Origin of the sequence: Nocardioides kongjuensis (assembly GCF_013409625.1) — a bacterium.
GTDB classification, from domain to species: domain Bacteria; phylum Actinomycetota; class Actinomycetes; order Propionibacteriales; family Nocardioidaceae; genus Nocardioides; species Nocardioides kongjuensis.
Genome location: NZ_JACCBF010000001.1, coordinates 613403 through 628457 on the forward strand (window position 1 = coordinate 613403; position 15055 = coordinate 628457).

General features: G+C 72.2%; 12 protein-coding genes and 1 tRNA gene. 6 read left to right on the plus strand and 7 right to left on the minus strand.

Going from position 1 to position 15055, the window contains the following annotated elements; genetic code table 11:
- Positions 1-61 precede the first annotated feature (61 nt).
- The 6 genes from BJ958_RS02925 to BJ958_RS02950 all read right to left on the minus strand — a co-directional run bounded on the left by BJ958_RS02925 (position 62) and on the right by BJ958_RS02950 (position 5901).
- Positions 62-1312, minus strand: coding sequence for a beta-ketoacyl-[acyl-carrier-protein] synthase family protein (locus tag BJ958_RS02925; RefSeq protein ID WP_179725389.1), 1251 nt, complete (start codon positions 1310-1312; stop codon positions 62-64).
- A 33-nt stretch (positions 1313-1345) separates the two neighbouring features.
- Positions 1346-1591, minus strand: coding sequence for an acyl carrier protein (locus tag BJ958_RS02930; RefSeq protein WP_141799363.1), 246 nt, complete (start codon positions 1589-1591; stop codon positions 1346-1348).
- Positions 1592-1662: 71 nt separating this feature from the next.
- Positions 1663-2661, minus strand: a complete 999-nt coding sequence (locus BJ958_RS02935; protein WP_179725391.1) for a beta-ketoacyl-ACP synthase III — start codon at positions 2659-2661, stop codon at positions 1663-1665.
- Entirely contained in the window at positions 2658-3599 is a 942-nt protein-coding gene (locus BJ958_RS02940) for an acyltransferase domain-containing protein (protein ID WP_179725393.1), read from the minus strand. The genes BJ958_RS02935 and BJ958_RS02940 overlap by 4 nt, the downstream gene beginning before the upstream one ends.
- A 78-nt stretch (positions 3600-3677) precedes the next feature.
- Positions 3678-4637 (minus strand): endonuclease/exonuclease/phosphatase family protein, encoded by a 960-nt coding sequence (locus BJ958_RS02945; RefSeq protein ID WP_179725395.1) that lies wholly within the window; start codon positions 4635-4637, stop codon positions 3678-3680.
- 82 nt (positions 4638-4719) lie between these two features.
- Entirely contained in the window at positions 4720-5901 is a 1182-nt protein-coding gene (locus BJ958_RS02950; RefSeq protein WP_179725397.1) for a PucR family transcriptional regulator, read from the minus strand.
- A 136-nt stretch (positions 5902-6037) separates the two neighbouring features.
- Here BJ958_RS02950 and BJ958_RS02955 point away from each other — a divergent pair, with 136 nt between their 5' ends.
- On the plus strand, positions 6038-7048 hold the full coding sequence (locus tag BJ958_RS02955; RefSeq protein ID WP_179725398.1) for an alpha/beta fold hydrolase: 1011 nt from the start codon (positions 6038-6040) through the stop codon (positions 7046-7048).
- A gap of 64 nt (positions 7049-7112) precedes the next feature.
- Complete coding sequence (locus BJ958_RS02960; protein WP_179725400.1) at positions 7113-9119, plus strand: SGNH/GDSL hydrolase family protein; 2007 nt, start codon at positions 7113-7115, stop codon at positions 9117-9119.
- Between the two features lie 12 nt (positions 9120-9131).
- Here the strand turns inward: BJ958_RS02960 and aceE are convergent, their stop codons facing one another.
- Entirely contained in the window at positions 9132-11945 is a 2814-nt protein-coding gene (gene aceE / locus BJ958_RS02965) for a pyruvate dehydrogenase (acetyl-transferring), homodimeric type (protein ID WP_425489740.1), read from the minus strand.
- 168 nt (positions 11946-12113) lie between these two features.
- Between aceE and BJ958_RS02970 the strand changes: the two genes are divergently transcribed.
- From BJ958_RS02970 to BJ958_RS02985, 4 genes are all read left to right on the plus strand, one after another.
- On the plus strand, positions 12114-12551 hold the full coding sequence (locus BJ958_RS02970; protein ID WP_425489741.1) for a DUF3052 domain-containing protein: 438 nt from the start codon (positions 12114-12116) through the stop codon (positions 12549-12551).
- 22 nt (positions 12552-12573) lie between these two features.
- Positions 12574-14226 carry an AMP-binding protein gene (locus BJ958_RS02975; RefSeq protein WP_179725404.1) on the plus strand — a complete coding sequence of 551 codons (1653 nt, stop codon included), beginning with the start codon at positions 12574-12576 and terminating at the stop codon, positions 14224-14226.
- Entirely contained in the window at positions 14223-14735 is a 513-nt protein-coding gene (locus tag BJ958_RS02980) for a peroxiredoxin (RefSeq protein ID WP_343052541.1), read from the plus strand. Before BJ958_RS02975 ends, BJ958_RS02980 begins: the two co-directional genes overlap by 4 nt.
- A 210-nt stretch (positions 14736-14945) precedes the next feature.
- Positions 14946-15017, plus strand: a tRNA-Val gene (locus BJ958_RS02985).
- Positions 15018-15055 lie beyond the last annotated feature (38 nt).

Below are 15055 nucleotides of genomic sequence, written 5' to 3' on the forward strand. Positions count from 1 at the left end.
GCGGCCCTGGAACGGGGGGAACGCCGCGACGCAGGGGCGGCCGGAACCGCCACCCGTCGGGTCAGGACGGCGAGCCGAAGACCACGGCGACGTTGGCGCCGCCGAAGCCGAACGAGTTGTTGATCGCCGCGATGTCGCCGATCGGCAGGTCGCGGGGCTTGGTCGCGACGTCGAGCTCGACGCGCTCGTCCTGCTCGTCGAGGTTGATGGTCGGCGGCGCGGTCCGGTGGTGGATCGCGAGCACGGTCGCAACCGCCTCGAGCGCGCCGGCGCCACCGAGCAGGTGACCGGTCATCGACTTCGTCGCCGAGACGACGAGGTCGTTGGCGGCCGAGCCGAGGATGGCGTGCAGCATCAGCGACTCGGCGACGTCACCCTGCGGGGTCGAGGTCGCGTGCGCGTTGACGTGGGCGATGTCGGTGGGGGCGACGCCGGCGTCCTGGACGGCGGCCTTGATGGCGCGGGCGCCACCGCGGCCGGCCGGGTCCGGCTGGGCGATGTCGTGCGCGTCGGCGGTGATGCCGGTGCCGAGGACCTCGGCGTAGATCCGGGCGCCGCGGGCCTGGGCGTGCTCGAGCGACTCGAGGACGAGGGCGCCGGCGCCCTCGCCGAGCACGAAGCCGTCGCGGGCCACGTCGAAGGGACGCGACACCTTGGTCGGGTCGCCGTCGTTCTTCGACAGGGCCATCATGTTGGCGAACGCGGCGATGGGCAGCGGGTGGATGGCCGCCTCGGTGCCGCCGGCGATCGCGACGTCGACCCGGCCGAGCCGGATCTGGTCGGCGGCCAGGGACACCGCCTCGTTGCCCGACGCGCACGCCGAGACCGGCGTGTTGACCGGGCCGCGGGCGCCCAGCTTGAGGCTGATGGTCGCGGCCGGGGCGTTGGCCATCAGCATCGGGACCGCGATCGGGGAGACCCGGCGCGGACCCTTCTCGAGCAGGACCTCGTGGTTGGACAGCAGCGTGTGCACGCCGCCGATGCCCGAGGCGAAGGCGACCCCGAACCGGTCGCCGTCGAGGTCGCCGGCCTCCTTGACGACGTCGAGGCCCGAGTCGGCCCACGCCTCGAGCGCCGCCACGAGGGCGAGCTGCGAGGAGCGGTCGAGCCGACGGGCGACGACGCGGTCGAGGACCTCGGACGGGTCGACGGCGGCCGGGGCGCCGATCTTCACGGGGAGACCGTCAGCCATGTCGCCGAGGGGACGAACCCCCGAGCGACCGGCGAGCAGGCCCTCCCAGGTGCTGGCGACATCGCCGCCGAGCGGGCTGGTGGTGCCCAGGCCGGTCACGACGACACGAGTGCGGGACATGGCTGTCGGTCTCCTTGGTGAGTCAGGTGGGGATCAGGCGGCGCGGTTGCGCTCGATGTAGGCGACGGCGTCGCCGACGGTCTTGAGGTTCTTGACCTCGTCGTCGGGGATGGTGACGCCGAACTTCTCCTCGGCCTCGACGACGACCTCGACCATGGAGAGCGAGTCGACGTCCAGGTCGTCGCTGAACGACTTGTCCAGCTGAACGCTGTCGGCCGGGATACCGGCGACCTCGTTGACGATCTCGGCGAGGGCGGCGCGGATCTCTTCGGTGCTCATTTTCTTGTTCTCCCGTGGTTGGTGGGTGGTGCGGGGTGGTGCAATCCGTGGGCGGGGCGCGGGGCGACCCGTCAGGGGACGACGACGACCTGGGCGGCGTACGCCAGGCCGGCGCCGAAGGCGATGAGGAGGGCGGTGTCGCCGCTCTTCGCGTCGCCGTCGTCGATCATCCGGCGCAGGGCCATCGGGACCGAGGCGGCCGAGGTGTTGCCGGCGTCGATGATGTCGCGGGCGATCCTGACCGACTCGGGCAGCCGCAGCGAGCGGGCCATGGCGTCGGTGATGCGGTTGTTGGCCTGGTGGGGGACGAACACGTCGAGCTCGTCGACGCTGATCCCGGCGCGGTCCAGCGCCTGCTGGGCCGTCTTGGCCATCGTGAACGACGCCCAGCGGAAGACCTCGTTGCCCTTCATGGTCAGGCACGGCATCGTCGGGTTGTCGGACGCGAGCACGTCGCGCCAGTCGGCGGTGCGGATGTGGTCGTAGTGCTCGCCGTCGGAGCCCCAGACGACCGGACCGATGCCGGGGGTCTCGGACGGCCCGACGAGGACCGCTCCCGCGCCGTCGGCGAAGATGAACGCCGTGCCGCGGTCGGTCGGGTCGGTGATGTCGGAGAGCCGCTCGACGCCGATGACCAGCGCGTAGCCGGCGGTGCCGCCGCGGACCATGTCGTTGGCCAGCGCGACGCCGTGGCAGAAGCCGGCGCACGCGGCCGAGATGTCGAAGGCCGCGGCCTGCTCGGTGCCGAGCTCGTGGGCGATCATCGTCGCGGCGGACGGGGTCTGCAGCAGGTGGCTGACGGTCGCGACGACGACACAGTCGACCTGGCGCGCGTCGACGCCGGCGGCGTCGAGGGCCTGCTGGGCGGCAGCGACGCTCATCGAGACGATGGTCTCGTCGTCGGTGGCGAAGCGGCGGGTCTTGATGCCCGAGCGCTGCTGGATCCACTCGTCGCTGGAGTCGATGGCGTCGATGACCTCGGAGTTGGGCACCAGGCGCGAGGGGCGGTACGCGCCGACGCCCAGGATGGCGGCGTACGACGGTCCGGTCTCGGTCCGCAGGGTCGTCATGCCGGCACGACCTCGGACTCGAGGGCGTGCCGCTCGCAGAACGCGCGGGCCTCGTCGAGCTGCTCGGGCCCGGTGAGCGCGAAGGTCTCGACCTCCTGCTCGCCGCCGCGGAAGTAGCGCTTGGCGATCCCCGTCAGGGTGCCGGCCGGCGGCAGCTCCAGGATGCCGGTCACACCGAGGTCGGTCATCCGCGCCAGGCACAGGTCCCAGCGGACCGGGCGGGCGATCTGCCCGACGATCCGGTCCAGCACCTCGCGGCCGTCGGTGAGCGTGGTGCCGTCGGAGTTGGTGATGAACGGCGTGTGGGCGTCGGCGACGGCGACCGCACGGGCCAGGCCCGCGACGTGGTCGACGGCCGGGGCCATGTGGGGGGAGTGGAACGCGCCGGCGACCGAGAGCGGGCGCAGGCGGCCGCCCTTCGGGCCGTTCTCGGCGAACGCGGCCAGCTGCTCGGTCGTGCCGGCGGCGACGATCTGGCCGGGGCCGTTGTCGTTGGCGGCGGTCAGGCCCTGCGCGGCGATCGCCGCCAGCACCTCGTCGCGGTCGCCGCCGAGGACGGCGGTCATCCCGGTCGGGGTGACCGCGGCAGCGTCGGCCATCGCGTTGCCGCGCTCGCGGACCAGGACCATGGCCTGCTCGGCGCTGAGCACGCCGGCGCCGACGGCGGCGGTGATCTCGCCGACGCTGTGGCCGGTCACCGCGCCCGGCGTGGCGCCGAGCTGGCGCGCGGCGACGAGGCCGGCGGCGACCAGCAGCGGCTGGGCGATCTTGGTGTCGCGGATCGTTTCCTCGTCGGCCTCGGTGCCGTAGTGCGCCAGGTCGAGGCCGGCGACGGCGGACAGCCAGTCGACGTAGGCCGCGACGGCGTCGTCCTCCAGCCAGGGCGAGAGGAATCCTGGCGTCTGTGCGCCTTGTCCGGGGGCCACGATCACGAGCACGGATCCAGACTGCCGTCCGGGGGCGGAGGACCGCGCCTGCACCGTCCACGAACTTGGCGCCGCGTCCTTGTGGGAGTCCTACAAGGACGCGAGGGTGGCGACCACGGGTCGGTGGTCGGAGCCCGGCGCGTTGCGTCGCAGGTCGGGATCGTCGGCGACCGACGGGGTGGCCGCGACGGCCGTCGGACCGCCCGTCGTGACCGATCGGACGGTGCCGACCAGGGCGTGGCTGACCAGGAGGTGGTCGATGAGCTCGTGGCGCCCGCGGTAGATCCGGCTGAAGCGCTGGTCCTCGGGGATGAGCGGCGCGAGGTTCCACAGCCGGGCCGCGTCCCCGGCGTCGGGCCGGTCGAAGCCGGCGGTGCCGATCTCGGAGCCGCCCGGCCCGAGGAGGATCTGGGTGGTCGCGGCCTCGGGCTCGTCGTTGAGGTCGCCGGCCACCAGCAGGCGGCGTCGGGGGCCGTCGTCCGGGTCGGCGAGGAGGTGCGTCACCGCATCCCGTACGGCGGCCGCCTCCGCTGCGCGCCGGTGGAGCGCGTAGACGGCGTACCGGGCGCGCTCGCCCTCGTCCCGCGGACCGAACCGGCCGCCGGGATAGGTCAGCAGCTTCGACTTGAGGTGGGTCGAGACCAGGTCGAGGGCGTCCGCGCCGTCGCCGATCCGCACGTGCAGCGCGGGGCGGCCCATGGCGTCCATCGTCTCGCCGTGGTCGCCGACCTGGACCGGTTGCAGGCCGGCCGGGAACGAGGTGACCTGCGCGACCACGCTGAGCGGGAGCCGGGAGATGCAGCCGACCCGGATCCCGCGCCCGTCGGGACCGGCGACCTCGGCGGTCCAGGAGCCGTCGAGCAGGTCGAGGAGGTCCTGGAGCGCGTCGGGGTCGCCCACCTCCTGGACGGCGAGCGCGTCGGGGTCGAGCGCCGTGATCGTGGCCGCGAGCGCGGCGAGCTTGGCCTCGTAGGCGCCGGCGGTGGTCGGCGCCGCGTCGGTCACGCTCGGCCGGAACAGGTTCTCCAGGTTCCAGGTACCGATCCGCATGGCTGTCCCTCTCGGTCGACGAGGGCGGGTGCCCCTGGGAGGAGGAGCGTCGAGGGTGTGGTGGTGATACGTCCCGGAGGACTCAGGCGGACTGACGGCCCAGCACGAGCGCCAGCTGCAGCGTCAGCGCGTCGCGGGGGACCGACGGGGTGAGGCCGGTGAGGTCGGCGATCTGGCCGAGCCGGTAGCGCACGGTGTTGGCGTGCACGAACAACGTGCGGGCGGTGGCCTCGATGCCGGCGCCGTTGGCGAAGTAGGCGACGAGGGTCTCGACCAGCTCGCCGCGCGACTCCGCGAGCGGGCGGTAGAGGTCGTCGATCGCCTCCCAGCGGGCCAGGTCGTCGCCGGCGAGGATCCGCTCGGGGAGCAGGTCGTGGGCGGAGACCGGCCGCGGTGCGTCCGGCCAGCCGACGGCCGCCCGCAGCGCGTCGAGGGCGACCCGGGCGGACACGTGGGCGTGGGCCAGGTCGGTGGCGGTGGGGCCGACGACCACGGCGCCCTCGCCGAACAGGTCGACCACGGAGCTCGCGTCCTTCTCGAGCTGGTCGACGCCGCCGAGGATGACCACGAGCAGGTGGCCCTGGACGGCGCTGAGGGCGTCGAGACCACCCTCGCGGGCGGCCCGTCGTACGTCGTCGAAGACGCCGGTCTGGCCGGCCGCGGCCTCGGGCGGGGCGGTGCCGACGACGACCGCGACCTCGCCGCGGGAGGACCAGCCGACGGCGCTGGCCCGGGACAGCACCGCCTCGTCGGTCTCGGCGCGCAGCACGGCGTCGACGGCGAGCGCCTCGAGGCGGGCGTCCCAGCGGCCACGCACCTCGGCGGCGCGGGCGTAGACCTCGGCGGTCGCGAAGGCGACCTCGCGGCCGTAGCGCAGCACGGCAGCATGCACGTCGGGCAGCACCTCGGGGTCGAGGAGGCGCTCGATGTTGGCCTCGACCTCGTCGATGGTGAGCTTGATCAGGTCGACGGTCTGGTGCAGGTCGACCGTGCCGGCCATCGCCCGCGGTGCGGCGCCGAAGACCTGGCCGACCAGCGCGTGGTCCTGCGGGTCGGAGGCCCCGGCGTCGGCGAACCAGTCGACGAAGCCCCGCACGCCGGCCTGGACGATCATCGCGACGTACGAGCGCTCCTCGGCGCTCAGGTCGCGGAACCAGGGCAGGTCGGTGTCCATCCGGGCGGTCGCCGCGGTGCTCAGTGAGCCGGTCGCGGCACGCAGCTGCCGGGTGGCCTCGGCCCGCTGTGCCGAACCGGTGGGGGACATGGTCAAAGCCTAGGGGTCAAGGCCTCGCCCGCGATGCGGAGGCAGGGGTGTCGGGCCGGCGGGTTCGCGTGGTTGAATCGTTCACCATTGCTAGCAGGAGTGAGCATTTGCTAGCCGAGCGTGAGGGGGCGCCGCGATGTCGGTGGGGAACGACGTCCAGCACGAGGTCCGGCACGAGGTCCAGTACGTCACGCTGCACGGCAAGCGCCGCGCGTACGTCAAGAAGGGCTCCGGCCCGGCCCTCCTGCTGCTGCACGGCCTGGCGTGCGACCACACGACGTGGGCGCACGTGATCGACGACCTCGCGCAGTGGTACACCGTGATCGCGCCCGACCTGCTCGGGCACGGCCTGTCGGACAAGCCGCGCGCCGACTACACGCTCGGCGGGTACGCCAACGGGATGCGTGACCTGCTCACCGTCCTGGGGATCGACAAGGTCACCGTCGTCGGCCACAGCTTCGGCGGCGGCGTCGCGATGCAGTTCGCCTACCAGTTCCCCGAGCGCACCCAGCGGGTGATGCTGGTGTCGACCGGCGGCCTCGGGCCCGAGGTGACGCCGATGATCCGGCTGATCCAGGTGCCCGGCTGGTTCCGTGCCGTCGGCCTGCTGACGCTCCCCGGCATCCGGCACGTCGAGACCTTCGCCCTGCGCACGGCGTCCGGGCGGCTCACGTTCGGGCCGCTGCGCAAGTACACCCGCGACCTCGACGAGGTCGCCGACATCGTCGAGTCGTGGAAGGACCGCCGCACCCGCTTCGCGATCCGCCACCTGGTCCGGGCCGTGATCGACTGGCGCGGCCAGATCGTGACCATGTCCGACCGTGCCTACCTCAGCGAGGCCATGCCGATGGCCGTGCTGTGGGGCGTGGAGGACCAGGTCATCCCCGCCACGCACGCCGAGAACGCGCGGGCGCTGGCGCCCGACGTGCGCGTCGACGTGCTGGCGGACGCCGGTCACTTCCCGCACAAGGACCACCCGGACGAGTTCGTGCGGCTGCTCCACGACTTCATCTCCACGACCGAGCCGGCGTCCTACAACCGGGCCAGGTTCCGCCGGATGCTCAAGGCCGGCGCGACGGCCCCACTCGGCCCGCTGGCCGCGGTCGCGGTCGCCGAGGCGCGCGACGAGGCGGTCACCTCCGCCTGACCCGCCCGGGCGGTAGCCCGTCCGGGCCATTGCCACGGGGCGGTCCCAGGCGCCTCAATGGCCTATGGCCGCAGGACCGGTGCAGCCACGGACACTCCGCCACCCCGACGCGGTGCGCCTGCTGGCGTTCGTGCTGGCGGTCATGGGGCTGTTCGTCGTCGCACGACAGGGACAGACGCAGGTGGCCATGTACGCCGCGTTCGCGGCCTTCCTGATCACCGCGACGCTGTGGGTGCGCGGTCTCGACGCGAACTGGGTCGATGGTCAGGAGGACTACCGCAGCTGGCCGCTGCTCGCGCTGGCCCTCGCGGTGCCGGTCGTCGTCACGATCCTGATCGGGGTCTTCCTCGAGCGCTCGCTGTCCACGTTCGTCCTCGGTGCGCTGATCACGGCGTACATCGGCGCCGGGCTGGCCATCCGCAAGCTGCGGTGGCGGGTGATCCAGGGTGATCCGGTCGCGCCACGGCTCTTCGGCTGGCACTCGCTCGCCGGCCTGCTGCTGGTCGCGTACGCCGCGCTGTGGTTGCTCGGTCGCGCCCCGACGATGCTGGCGGGTCCGTTGCTCGTGCTGGCCGTCGTACCCGTGCCGGCGCTGGTGCACGTGCTGTCCGAGCGCCGGATCATCGCGCAGTCCCAGCCCGACGGTGACCGGGAACGGCAGCTGTGGATCCTCGGCGGTGCCTGCGCGACCGGGCTCAGCCTGGTGGTGGGCGTGGTCTTCCTCGAGCAGACGCGCTACCTGCTGATCCTCGTGGTGGTCGTCGTCGTGCTCACCTGGGCGTTCGCGGTCGGCAGCCTGGCCGACATCGCCGTCGTGCTGGCGATCCTGGCGCTGATGGGCCTCACGCCGGCCTCGCAGGACGTGAAGCCGGTCGTGCTGTCCGCGAGGGCCTCGCCGGCGAAGGCCGGCGTCGCGGAGCCGGTCGTGGTCTCGCTCGGCGACTCCTACAGCTCGGGGGAGGGCGCCGCGCGCTACCTCGACCGGACCAATGTCGCGGGCGGCAACCAGTGCCGCCGGGCGGCCACGGCGTGGCCGGTGCTGGTCGCGCAGGCGCTGGACGCCCACCGGCTGGTGTTCCGGGCGTGCTCGGGCGCGCGGGCCCGCAACGTGGTGGGGCGCGCCGGCGTCGACCAGCAGTACGCCGGCGAGGGCATCCAGGTCGGCCACGCCCTCGCCGAGGTGAAGGCGGCCGATCCCGGCCTCGAGCCGGAGCTGGTGCTGCTCAGCATCGGCGGCAACGACTCCGGCTTCCGCCAGGTCGGGTCGTCCTGCCTGTCGCTGGGCAGCTGCGACGACACCCGTGTGGCGGCCTACTTCACCGACAACCTGCCGGCCGTGGAGGAGGCGCTCCGGGCGACGTACCTGGCGATCGCCGCGGCGTTCCCGGGGTCGCCGGTCGCCGTGATGCCCTACCCCGACGCGTTCGCCACCGAGGACGGGTGCGTCCGGGCGCCAGTGGAGGCGGGCGACATCCGCTTCGTGCGCAGCTTCACCGACCGGCTCGACGACACGATCGAGAAGGTCGCGAAGGAGACGGGCGTCTACTACGTCGCACCGATGCGCTCCGCGCTGACCGACTCGCACCTCGCGCTGTGCGACCCGTCGGGTACGCCGGGCCTGAACTTCCTGGACCTGCGGGGCGTCGGAGGGGCCGCGCTGGACCGGTTCAACCCGGGCAACTGGATCCACAGCAGCCTGCACCCCAACGAGCGCGGGCACGCCGCGCTCGCCGCGGCCTTCACCGGCTGGCTCTCGTCGCAGTACCGGCTCGACGACACCGGGACCGAGATCGTCGGGCTCCCGGCCCTGCTGCCGCCCGCGGCCCTGCGGGAGGCCGACGGGGTGCCGGCGCCGCCGACGGACCTGCCGGTGCCGACCCGCTCGACGAGCACCCTGTGCTTCGAGAAGGGCGGGACGTGCGGCCCGGAGGCCGACGCCTGGGCGCTCGGCCGGCTCGGGCCGGGCACGGTCCTCCCGCTCCTGCTGGCGGCCCTGGCCGCCGGGGGCGCGTGGGTGCTCGCGGTCGCCACGAGCGCCCAGCGGTTCCGGCGGCGGGCCGCCCCACCGTGAGTCGGCGGGCCCTCAGGCGTCGCCGCCCTCCTGGAGGACGCCGGCGACGGCGGTCGGGTCGTCGATGCGGTACCGCTCGACGGCCTCCTTGACCCGGCCCGGGTCGATCTCGCCGGCGTCGGCCAGGGCAGCGAGCGCCTGCACGACGACGGACTGCGCATCGACCTGGAAGAACCGGCGTGCGGCAGGACGGGTGTCGGCGAAGCCGAAGCCGTCGGCGCCGAGGACTCGGTAGTCCGCGGGCACCCACTGCGCGATCTGCAGCGGGACGGCCGTCATGTAGTCGGAGACGGCGACGACCGGGGCGTCGGCGTTGGCGCCCGCTCCCAGTGCCTCGGTGACGTACGGCGTCCGGTGGGCCTCGTCCGGGTGGAGGAGGTTCCACTTCCCGGTCGCGATGCCGTCGCGGGCCAGCTCGTTCCACGAGGTGACCGACCAGGTCTCGGCCTGGACGCCCCAGTCCTCGGCGAGGATCCGCCTCGCCTCGTCGATCCACGGGAAGCCGACGCCCGAGGCGAGCAGGCGCACCTGCGGGCCCTCGGATGCGGGGGCATCGGTGACCTTGTACATGCCCTTGAGCAGCCCGGAGACGTCGAGGCCCTCGGGCTCGGCGGGCTGGGCGACCGGCTCGTTGTAGACGGTGAGGTAGAAGATCACGTCCTCGCCGAGCGGGTGCTCGGCGTTCACGCCGTACATCCGCTCGAGACCGGAGCGCATGATGTGCCCGACCTCGTAGCCGAACGCCGGGTCGTAGTGCACGACGGCCGGGTTGGTCGCGGCGAGCAGCGGGGAGTGGCCGTCGGCGTGCTGCAGGCCCTCGCCGGTGAGGGTCGTGCGGCCGGCGGTGGCGCCGATCAGGAATCCGCGCGCGAGCTGGTCGGCCATCGCCCAGATGGAGTCGCCCGTGCGCTGGAAGCCGAACATCGAGTAGAAGATGTAGAACGGGATCATCGGCTGCCCGTGGGTGGCGTACGACGACCCGGCGGCGATCGCGGAGGCCATCGCGCCGGCCTCGGAGATGCCCTCGTGGAGCATCTGGCCGCTCGTCGACATCTTGTACTGCAGCAGCATGTTGCGGTCCACCGACTCGAACTGCTGGCCGTGCGGGTCGTAGACCTTGGCCGACGGGAACATCGCGTCCATGCCGAAGGTGCGGTACTCGTCGGGGGCGATCGGCACGAGCCGCTCGCCGATCTCGGGGTCCTTCATCCAGTCCTTGAGCAGCCGGACGGCGGCCATGGTGGTGGCGACCTTGTGGGTCCCGGCGCCCTTCTTGAGCTCGGCATAGACGCTGTCGCCGGGAAGCTTGAGGGCCTTGGCGCGGATCACGCGCCGGGGGAGCGAGCCGCCGAGCTGGCGCCGCCGCTCCATCATGTACTCGATCTCGGGGGAGTCCGCGCCCGGGTGGAAGAACGGCGCCGCGCCGGTGGCCTCGTAGGCCGTCTCCAGGTCCCGGTCGCTGATCGGCAGGTAGAGCCGGTCGCGGAACTTCTTGAGGTCGTCCTGGGTCAGCTTCTTCATCTGGTGGGTGGCGTTCTTGCCCTCGAGGGCGTCGATCGTCCAGCCCTTGACCGTGTGGGCCAGGATCACCGTCGGCTGGCCGACGTGCTTGGTCGCGGAGTCGAAGGCGGCGTACACCTTGCGGTAGTCGTGGCCCCCGCGGGGCAGCTTCTCGATCTGCCGGTCGGTCATGTGCTCGACCATGGCGCGCAGCCGGGGGTCGGGGCCGAAGAAGTGCTCGCGGTTGTAGGCGCCGGACTCGACCGAGAAGGTCTGGAAGGCGCCGTCGGGCGTGGAGTTCATCTTGTTGACCAGCACGCCGTCGACGTCACGGGCGAGCAGGGCGTCCCACTCGCGGCCCCAGACGACCTTGATCACGTTCCAGCCCGCACCGCGGAAGTTGGCCTCGAGCTCCTGGATGATCTTGCCGTTGCCGGTGACCGGCCCGTCGAGCTGCTGCAGGTTGCAGTTGATCACCCAGGTGAGGTTGTCGAGCTCCTCGCGGGCGGCGATCCGGATGGCACCCAGCGACTCCGGCTCGGCCATCTCGCCGTCGCCGAGGAAGGCCCAGACGTGCTGCTGGCTGGTGTCCTTGATGCCGCGGTTGTGCAGGTAGCGGTTGAACCGCGCCTGGTAGATCGAGTTGATGCCCGTCAGGCCCATCGAGACCGTCGGGAACTCCCAGAAGTCCGGCATCAGCCGCGGGTGGGGGTACGACGACAGCCCGGCGCCCTTGCCGTGCTGGACCTCCTGGCGGAACCGGAACAGCTGCTCCTCGCTCAGCCGGCCCTCGAGGAACGCGCGGGCGTAGATGCCGGGGGAGGCGTGGCCCTGGATGAAGACCTGGTCGCCGCCGCCCGGGTGGTCCTTGCCGCGGAAGAAGTGGTTGAAGCCGACCTCGTAGAGGCTCGCGCTCGACTGGTAGGTCGCGATGTGACCGCCGACCTCCAGGCCCTTGCGGTTGGCGCTCGAGACCATGACGGCGGCGTTCCAGCGGATGAACGCCCGGATCCGGCGCTCGGCGTCCTCGTCGCCGGGGAACCACGGCTCGCGCTCCGGCGGGATGGTGTTGATGTAGTCGGTGCTGCGCAGGGCGGGCACGCCGACCTGGGCCTCGCGGGCGCGCTCCAGCAGACGCAGCATCACGTAGCGGGCCCGCTCCCGGCCGCGCTCGTCGACGAGCGCGTTGAACGAGTCGATCCAGTCCTGGGTCTCGTCGGGGTCGATGTCGGGGAGCTGGGTCGGCAGGCCCTCGTGGATGACCGAGGGCGTCGACGCCGCGCGCACGGCCGGGGTGGTGCCGTCGGTGTTCGTGTCGGAGGTCACGTCGCCCATCGTTGCACCTCTCAGAAGGGCAGAAAATCTACCCGTGAGTACTTCCCGGGGGACGTTCTGCGGGCGTGAGGGTTGCGCCGCGCCCCCTGACTCCGCTGGACTACTCCCCAACCCGCACCAGCGGGACGTTCGTCGTACCCGACCACTGGAGGACTCACCGTGACTTCGACCGCCACCGGCGGCACCAGCTCATCCGGCCCGACCGGACCCGCCGAGAGGATGGGCCTCAAGCAGGGGATGGTGGTCCAGGAGCTCGGCTGGGACAACGACACCGACGACGAGCTGCGCGTCGCGATCGAGGACGCCATCGACGGCGACATGGTCGACGGTGACTACGGCAACGTCGTCGACGCCGTGGTGCTGTGGTGGCGCAACGACGACGGCGACCTGGTCGACGGCCTGGTCGACGCCCTCACCGACCTCGTCGGCGGCGGCGTGATCTGGCTGCTGACGCCCAAGATCGGGCGCCCCGGCGCGGTCGACGCGGCCGACATCGCGGAGGCGGCCCCGATCGCCGGCCTCTCGCAGACCTCCGCGGCGGCCGTCAGCAAGGACTGGGCAGCGAGCCGACTGGTGGCACCGAAGTCCGTCTCCTGAGCCGGTGGGCTTGAATAGGGGCATGGGGAAGCTCGCGCACCTGGTCACCAGCCGGGTCAAGGACACCGGAACCAGCCTCAAGATCCTGACCGAGTCGGGGATCGTGCGCCCCTACTCGCCGGTCGTGATCGCCGGCATGGCCAACGCCCTGCGGCAGTGGAGCACCACGCCGGCGGGCGGGTTCAAGACCATCGCGCTGCGGATGCCCCAGCAGGTCGCGATCATCGACGAGCGTGGCTCGCTCACCTTCGGCGAGCTGCAGGAGCGCACCAACGCGCTGGCCCACGGGCTGCGTGCCCGCGGCGTGAAGCCGGGCGACGGCGTGGCGGTCATGTGCCGCAACCACCGCGGCTTCATCGAGGCCTCGATCGCGATCAGCAAGCTCGGCGCCGACGTCCTCTACCTCAACACCGCCTTCGCCGGCCCCCAGCTGGCCGACGTCATCGCGCGGGAGAAGCCGCGCGTCGTCGTGCACGACGAGGAGTTCACCGGCCTGCTGTCCGGGGCCGACATCGCCGACCGGGTGCTCGGCTGGACCGATGGCGACGCGGGCGAGGACAGCCTCGAGGGCCTGATCGTCGCCGGTCTCGCGGCCGGGCGCACCGGCGACCTCACGCCACCGGCCAGCAAGGGCCGCACCATCATCCTGACCTCCGGCACCACGGGTACGCCGAAGGGCGCGCCCCGGCCCCAGGGCGGCCTGCCGGCCGCGATCTCGCTGCTGTCGCGGATGCCGCTCAAGAGCGGGTGGAAGTGCCACGTCGCCGCGCCGCTGTTCCACACCTGGGGCTTCGCGCACTACCAGCTCGCGATGATGCTCGGCACCACGCTCGTGCTGACCCGCAAGTTCGACCCCGAGGACGCGCTGCGCCTGCTGCACGAGGAGGAGTGCGACTCGTTCGCGGTCATCCCGGTGATGCTGCAGCGGATCCTGGCGCTGCCCGAGGAGACGCTCGACCGGTACCCGCTGCCGCACCTCAAGGCGGTCGCCTCCTCCGGCTCGGCGCTGCCCGGCGACCTGCCGACGCAGTGGATGGACCGCTTCGGCGACAACCTCTACTCCATCTACGGCTCCACCGAGGTCGCCTGGGCCTCGATCGCCTCCCCGCAGGACCTGCGCGAGGCGCCGGGCTGTGCCGGTCGCCTGCCGCACCAGACCGTCGTGCGCATCCTCGACGCCGACGGCCGCGAGCTGCCCGTGGGGGAGTCGGGCCGGATCTTCGTCGGCAACTCGCTCCAGATCGAGGGCTACACCGGCGGTGGCGGCAAGGAGATGATCGACGGCCTGATGTCGTCGGGCGACGTGGGTCGCTTCGACCGCGAGGGACGGCTGTACGTCGAGGGCCGCGACGACGAGATGATCGTCTCCGGCGGCGAGAACGTCTTCCCCAAGGAGGTCGAGGACTGCATCGCCGCCCACGACCGGGTCGCGGAGGTCGCCGCCATTGGCGTCGAGGACCCCGACTTCGGCAAGCGGCTGCGCGCCTTCGTGGTCCGCGTGCCCGAGGCCGAGCCGGTCAGCGCCGACGAGCTCAAGGACCTGGTCAAGGAGAACTTGGCCCGGTTCAAGGTGCCGCGCGAGATCGTCTTCCTCGACGAGCTGCCCCGCAACGCGACCGGCAAGGTCCTCAAGCGCGAGCTCGCGGCGATCGAGCCGACGGACTCCACCCCGTGAGGCCCGACGTGGCCGGCCCACCCAGCGCCGCCACCGGCATCGAGGTCGGAGGGCTCGCCCCCGACTTCACGCTGCGCGACCAGTTCGGCCAGGACATCACGCTGTCGTCGTACCGCGGGGTGAAGGCGGTCGCACTCGTCTTCTACCCGTTCGCGTTCAGCGGCGTGTGCAGCGGCGAGATGCACGGCATCCGCAGCCGGCTCGACGAGTTCCTCACCTTCGACACCGAGGTGCTCGCGATCTCCTGCGACCCGGTCTACGCGCTGCGGGCGTTCAGCGACGCCGACGGGCTCAACTTCGGGCTGCTCAGCGACTTCTGGCCGCACGGCGAGGTGGCGCGGGCCTACGGCGTGTTCGACGAGCGGGGCGGCAGCGCCGAGCGGTCGTCGTACGTCATCGACAAGGCCGGACGCCTGGCCTGGTCGGTGCACAACCCGAAGCCCGCCGCCCGCAGCGCCGACGACCTGCTCGCGGCACTGCGCGCGGCCGCCGTCCAGCACGACCGGTAGGCAGTTCGCCCCGGTCACGTAGTCCGTTTGGGTCATTTTTCAACTATTTTCCCGCGACCCGTTGGACGGACCGGATCCGGCCGCTACTGTTCTACTCGTTGAACCGCTGGTGACCCGAGACGCCAGCGGTTCAGCTCATTTTTCTCCCCTTCACGCGGGGTGCTCGTTTCGGTCCTGCGGCCGCGCTTCGGTACGCTGGCCCGGCTTCTGGGGCGTATAGCTCAGCGGTAGAGCCCTTCGCTTACAACGAAGTGGTCGGGGGTTCGATCCCCTCTGCGCCCACCGGTCCCACGGTTTTGGCGACACGTCGTCAACAACTG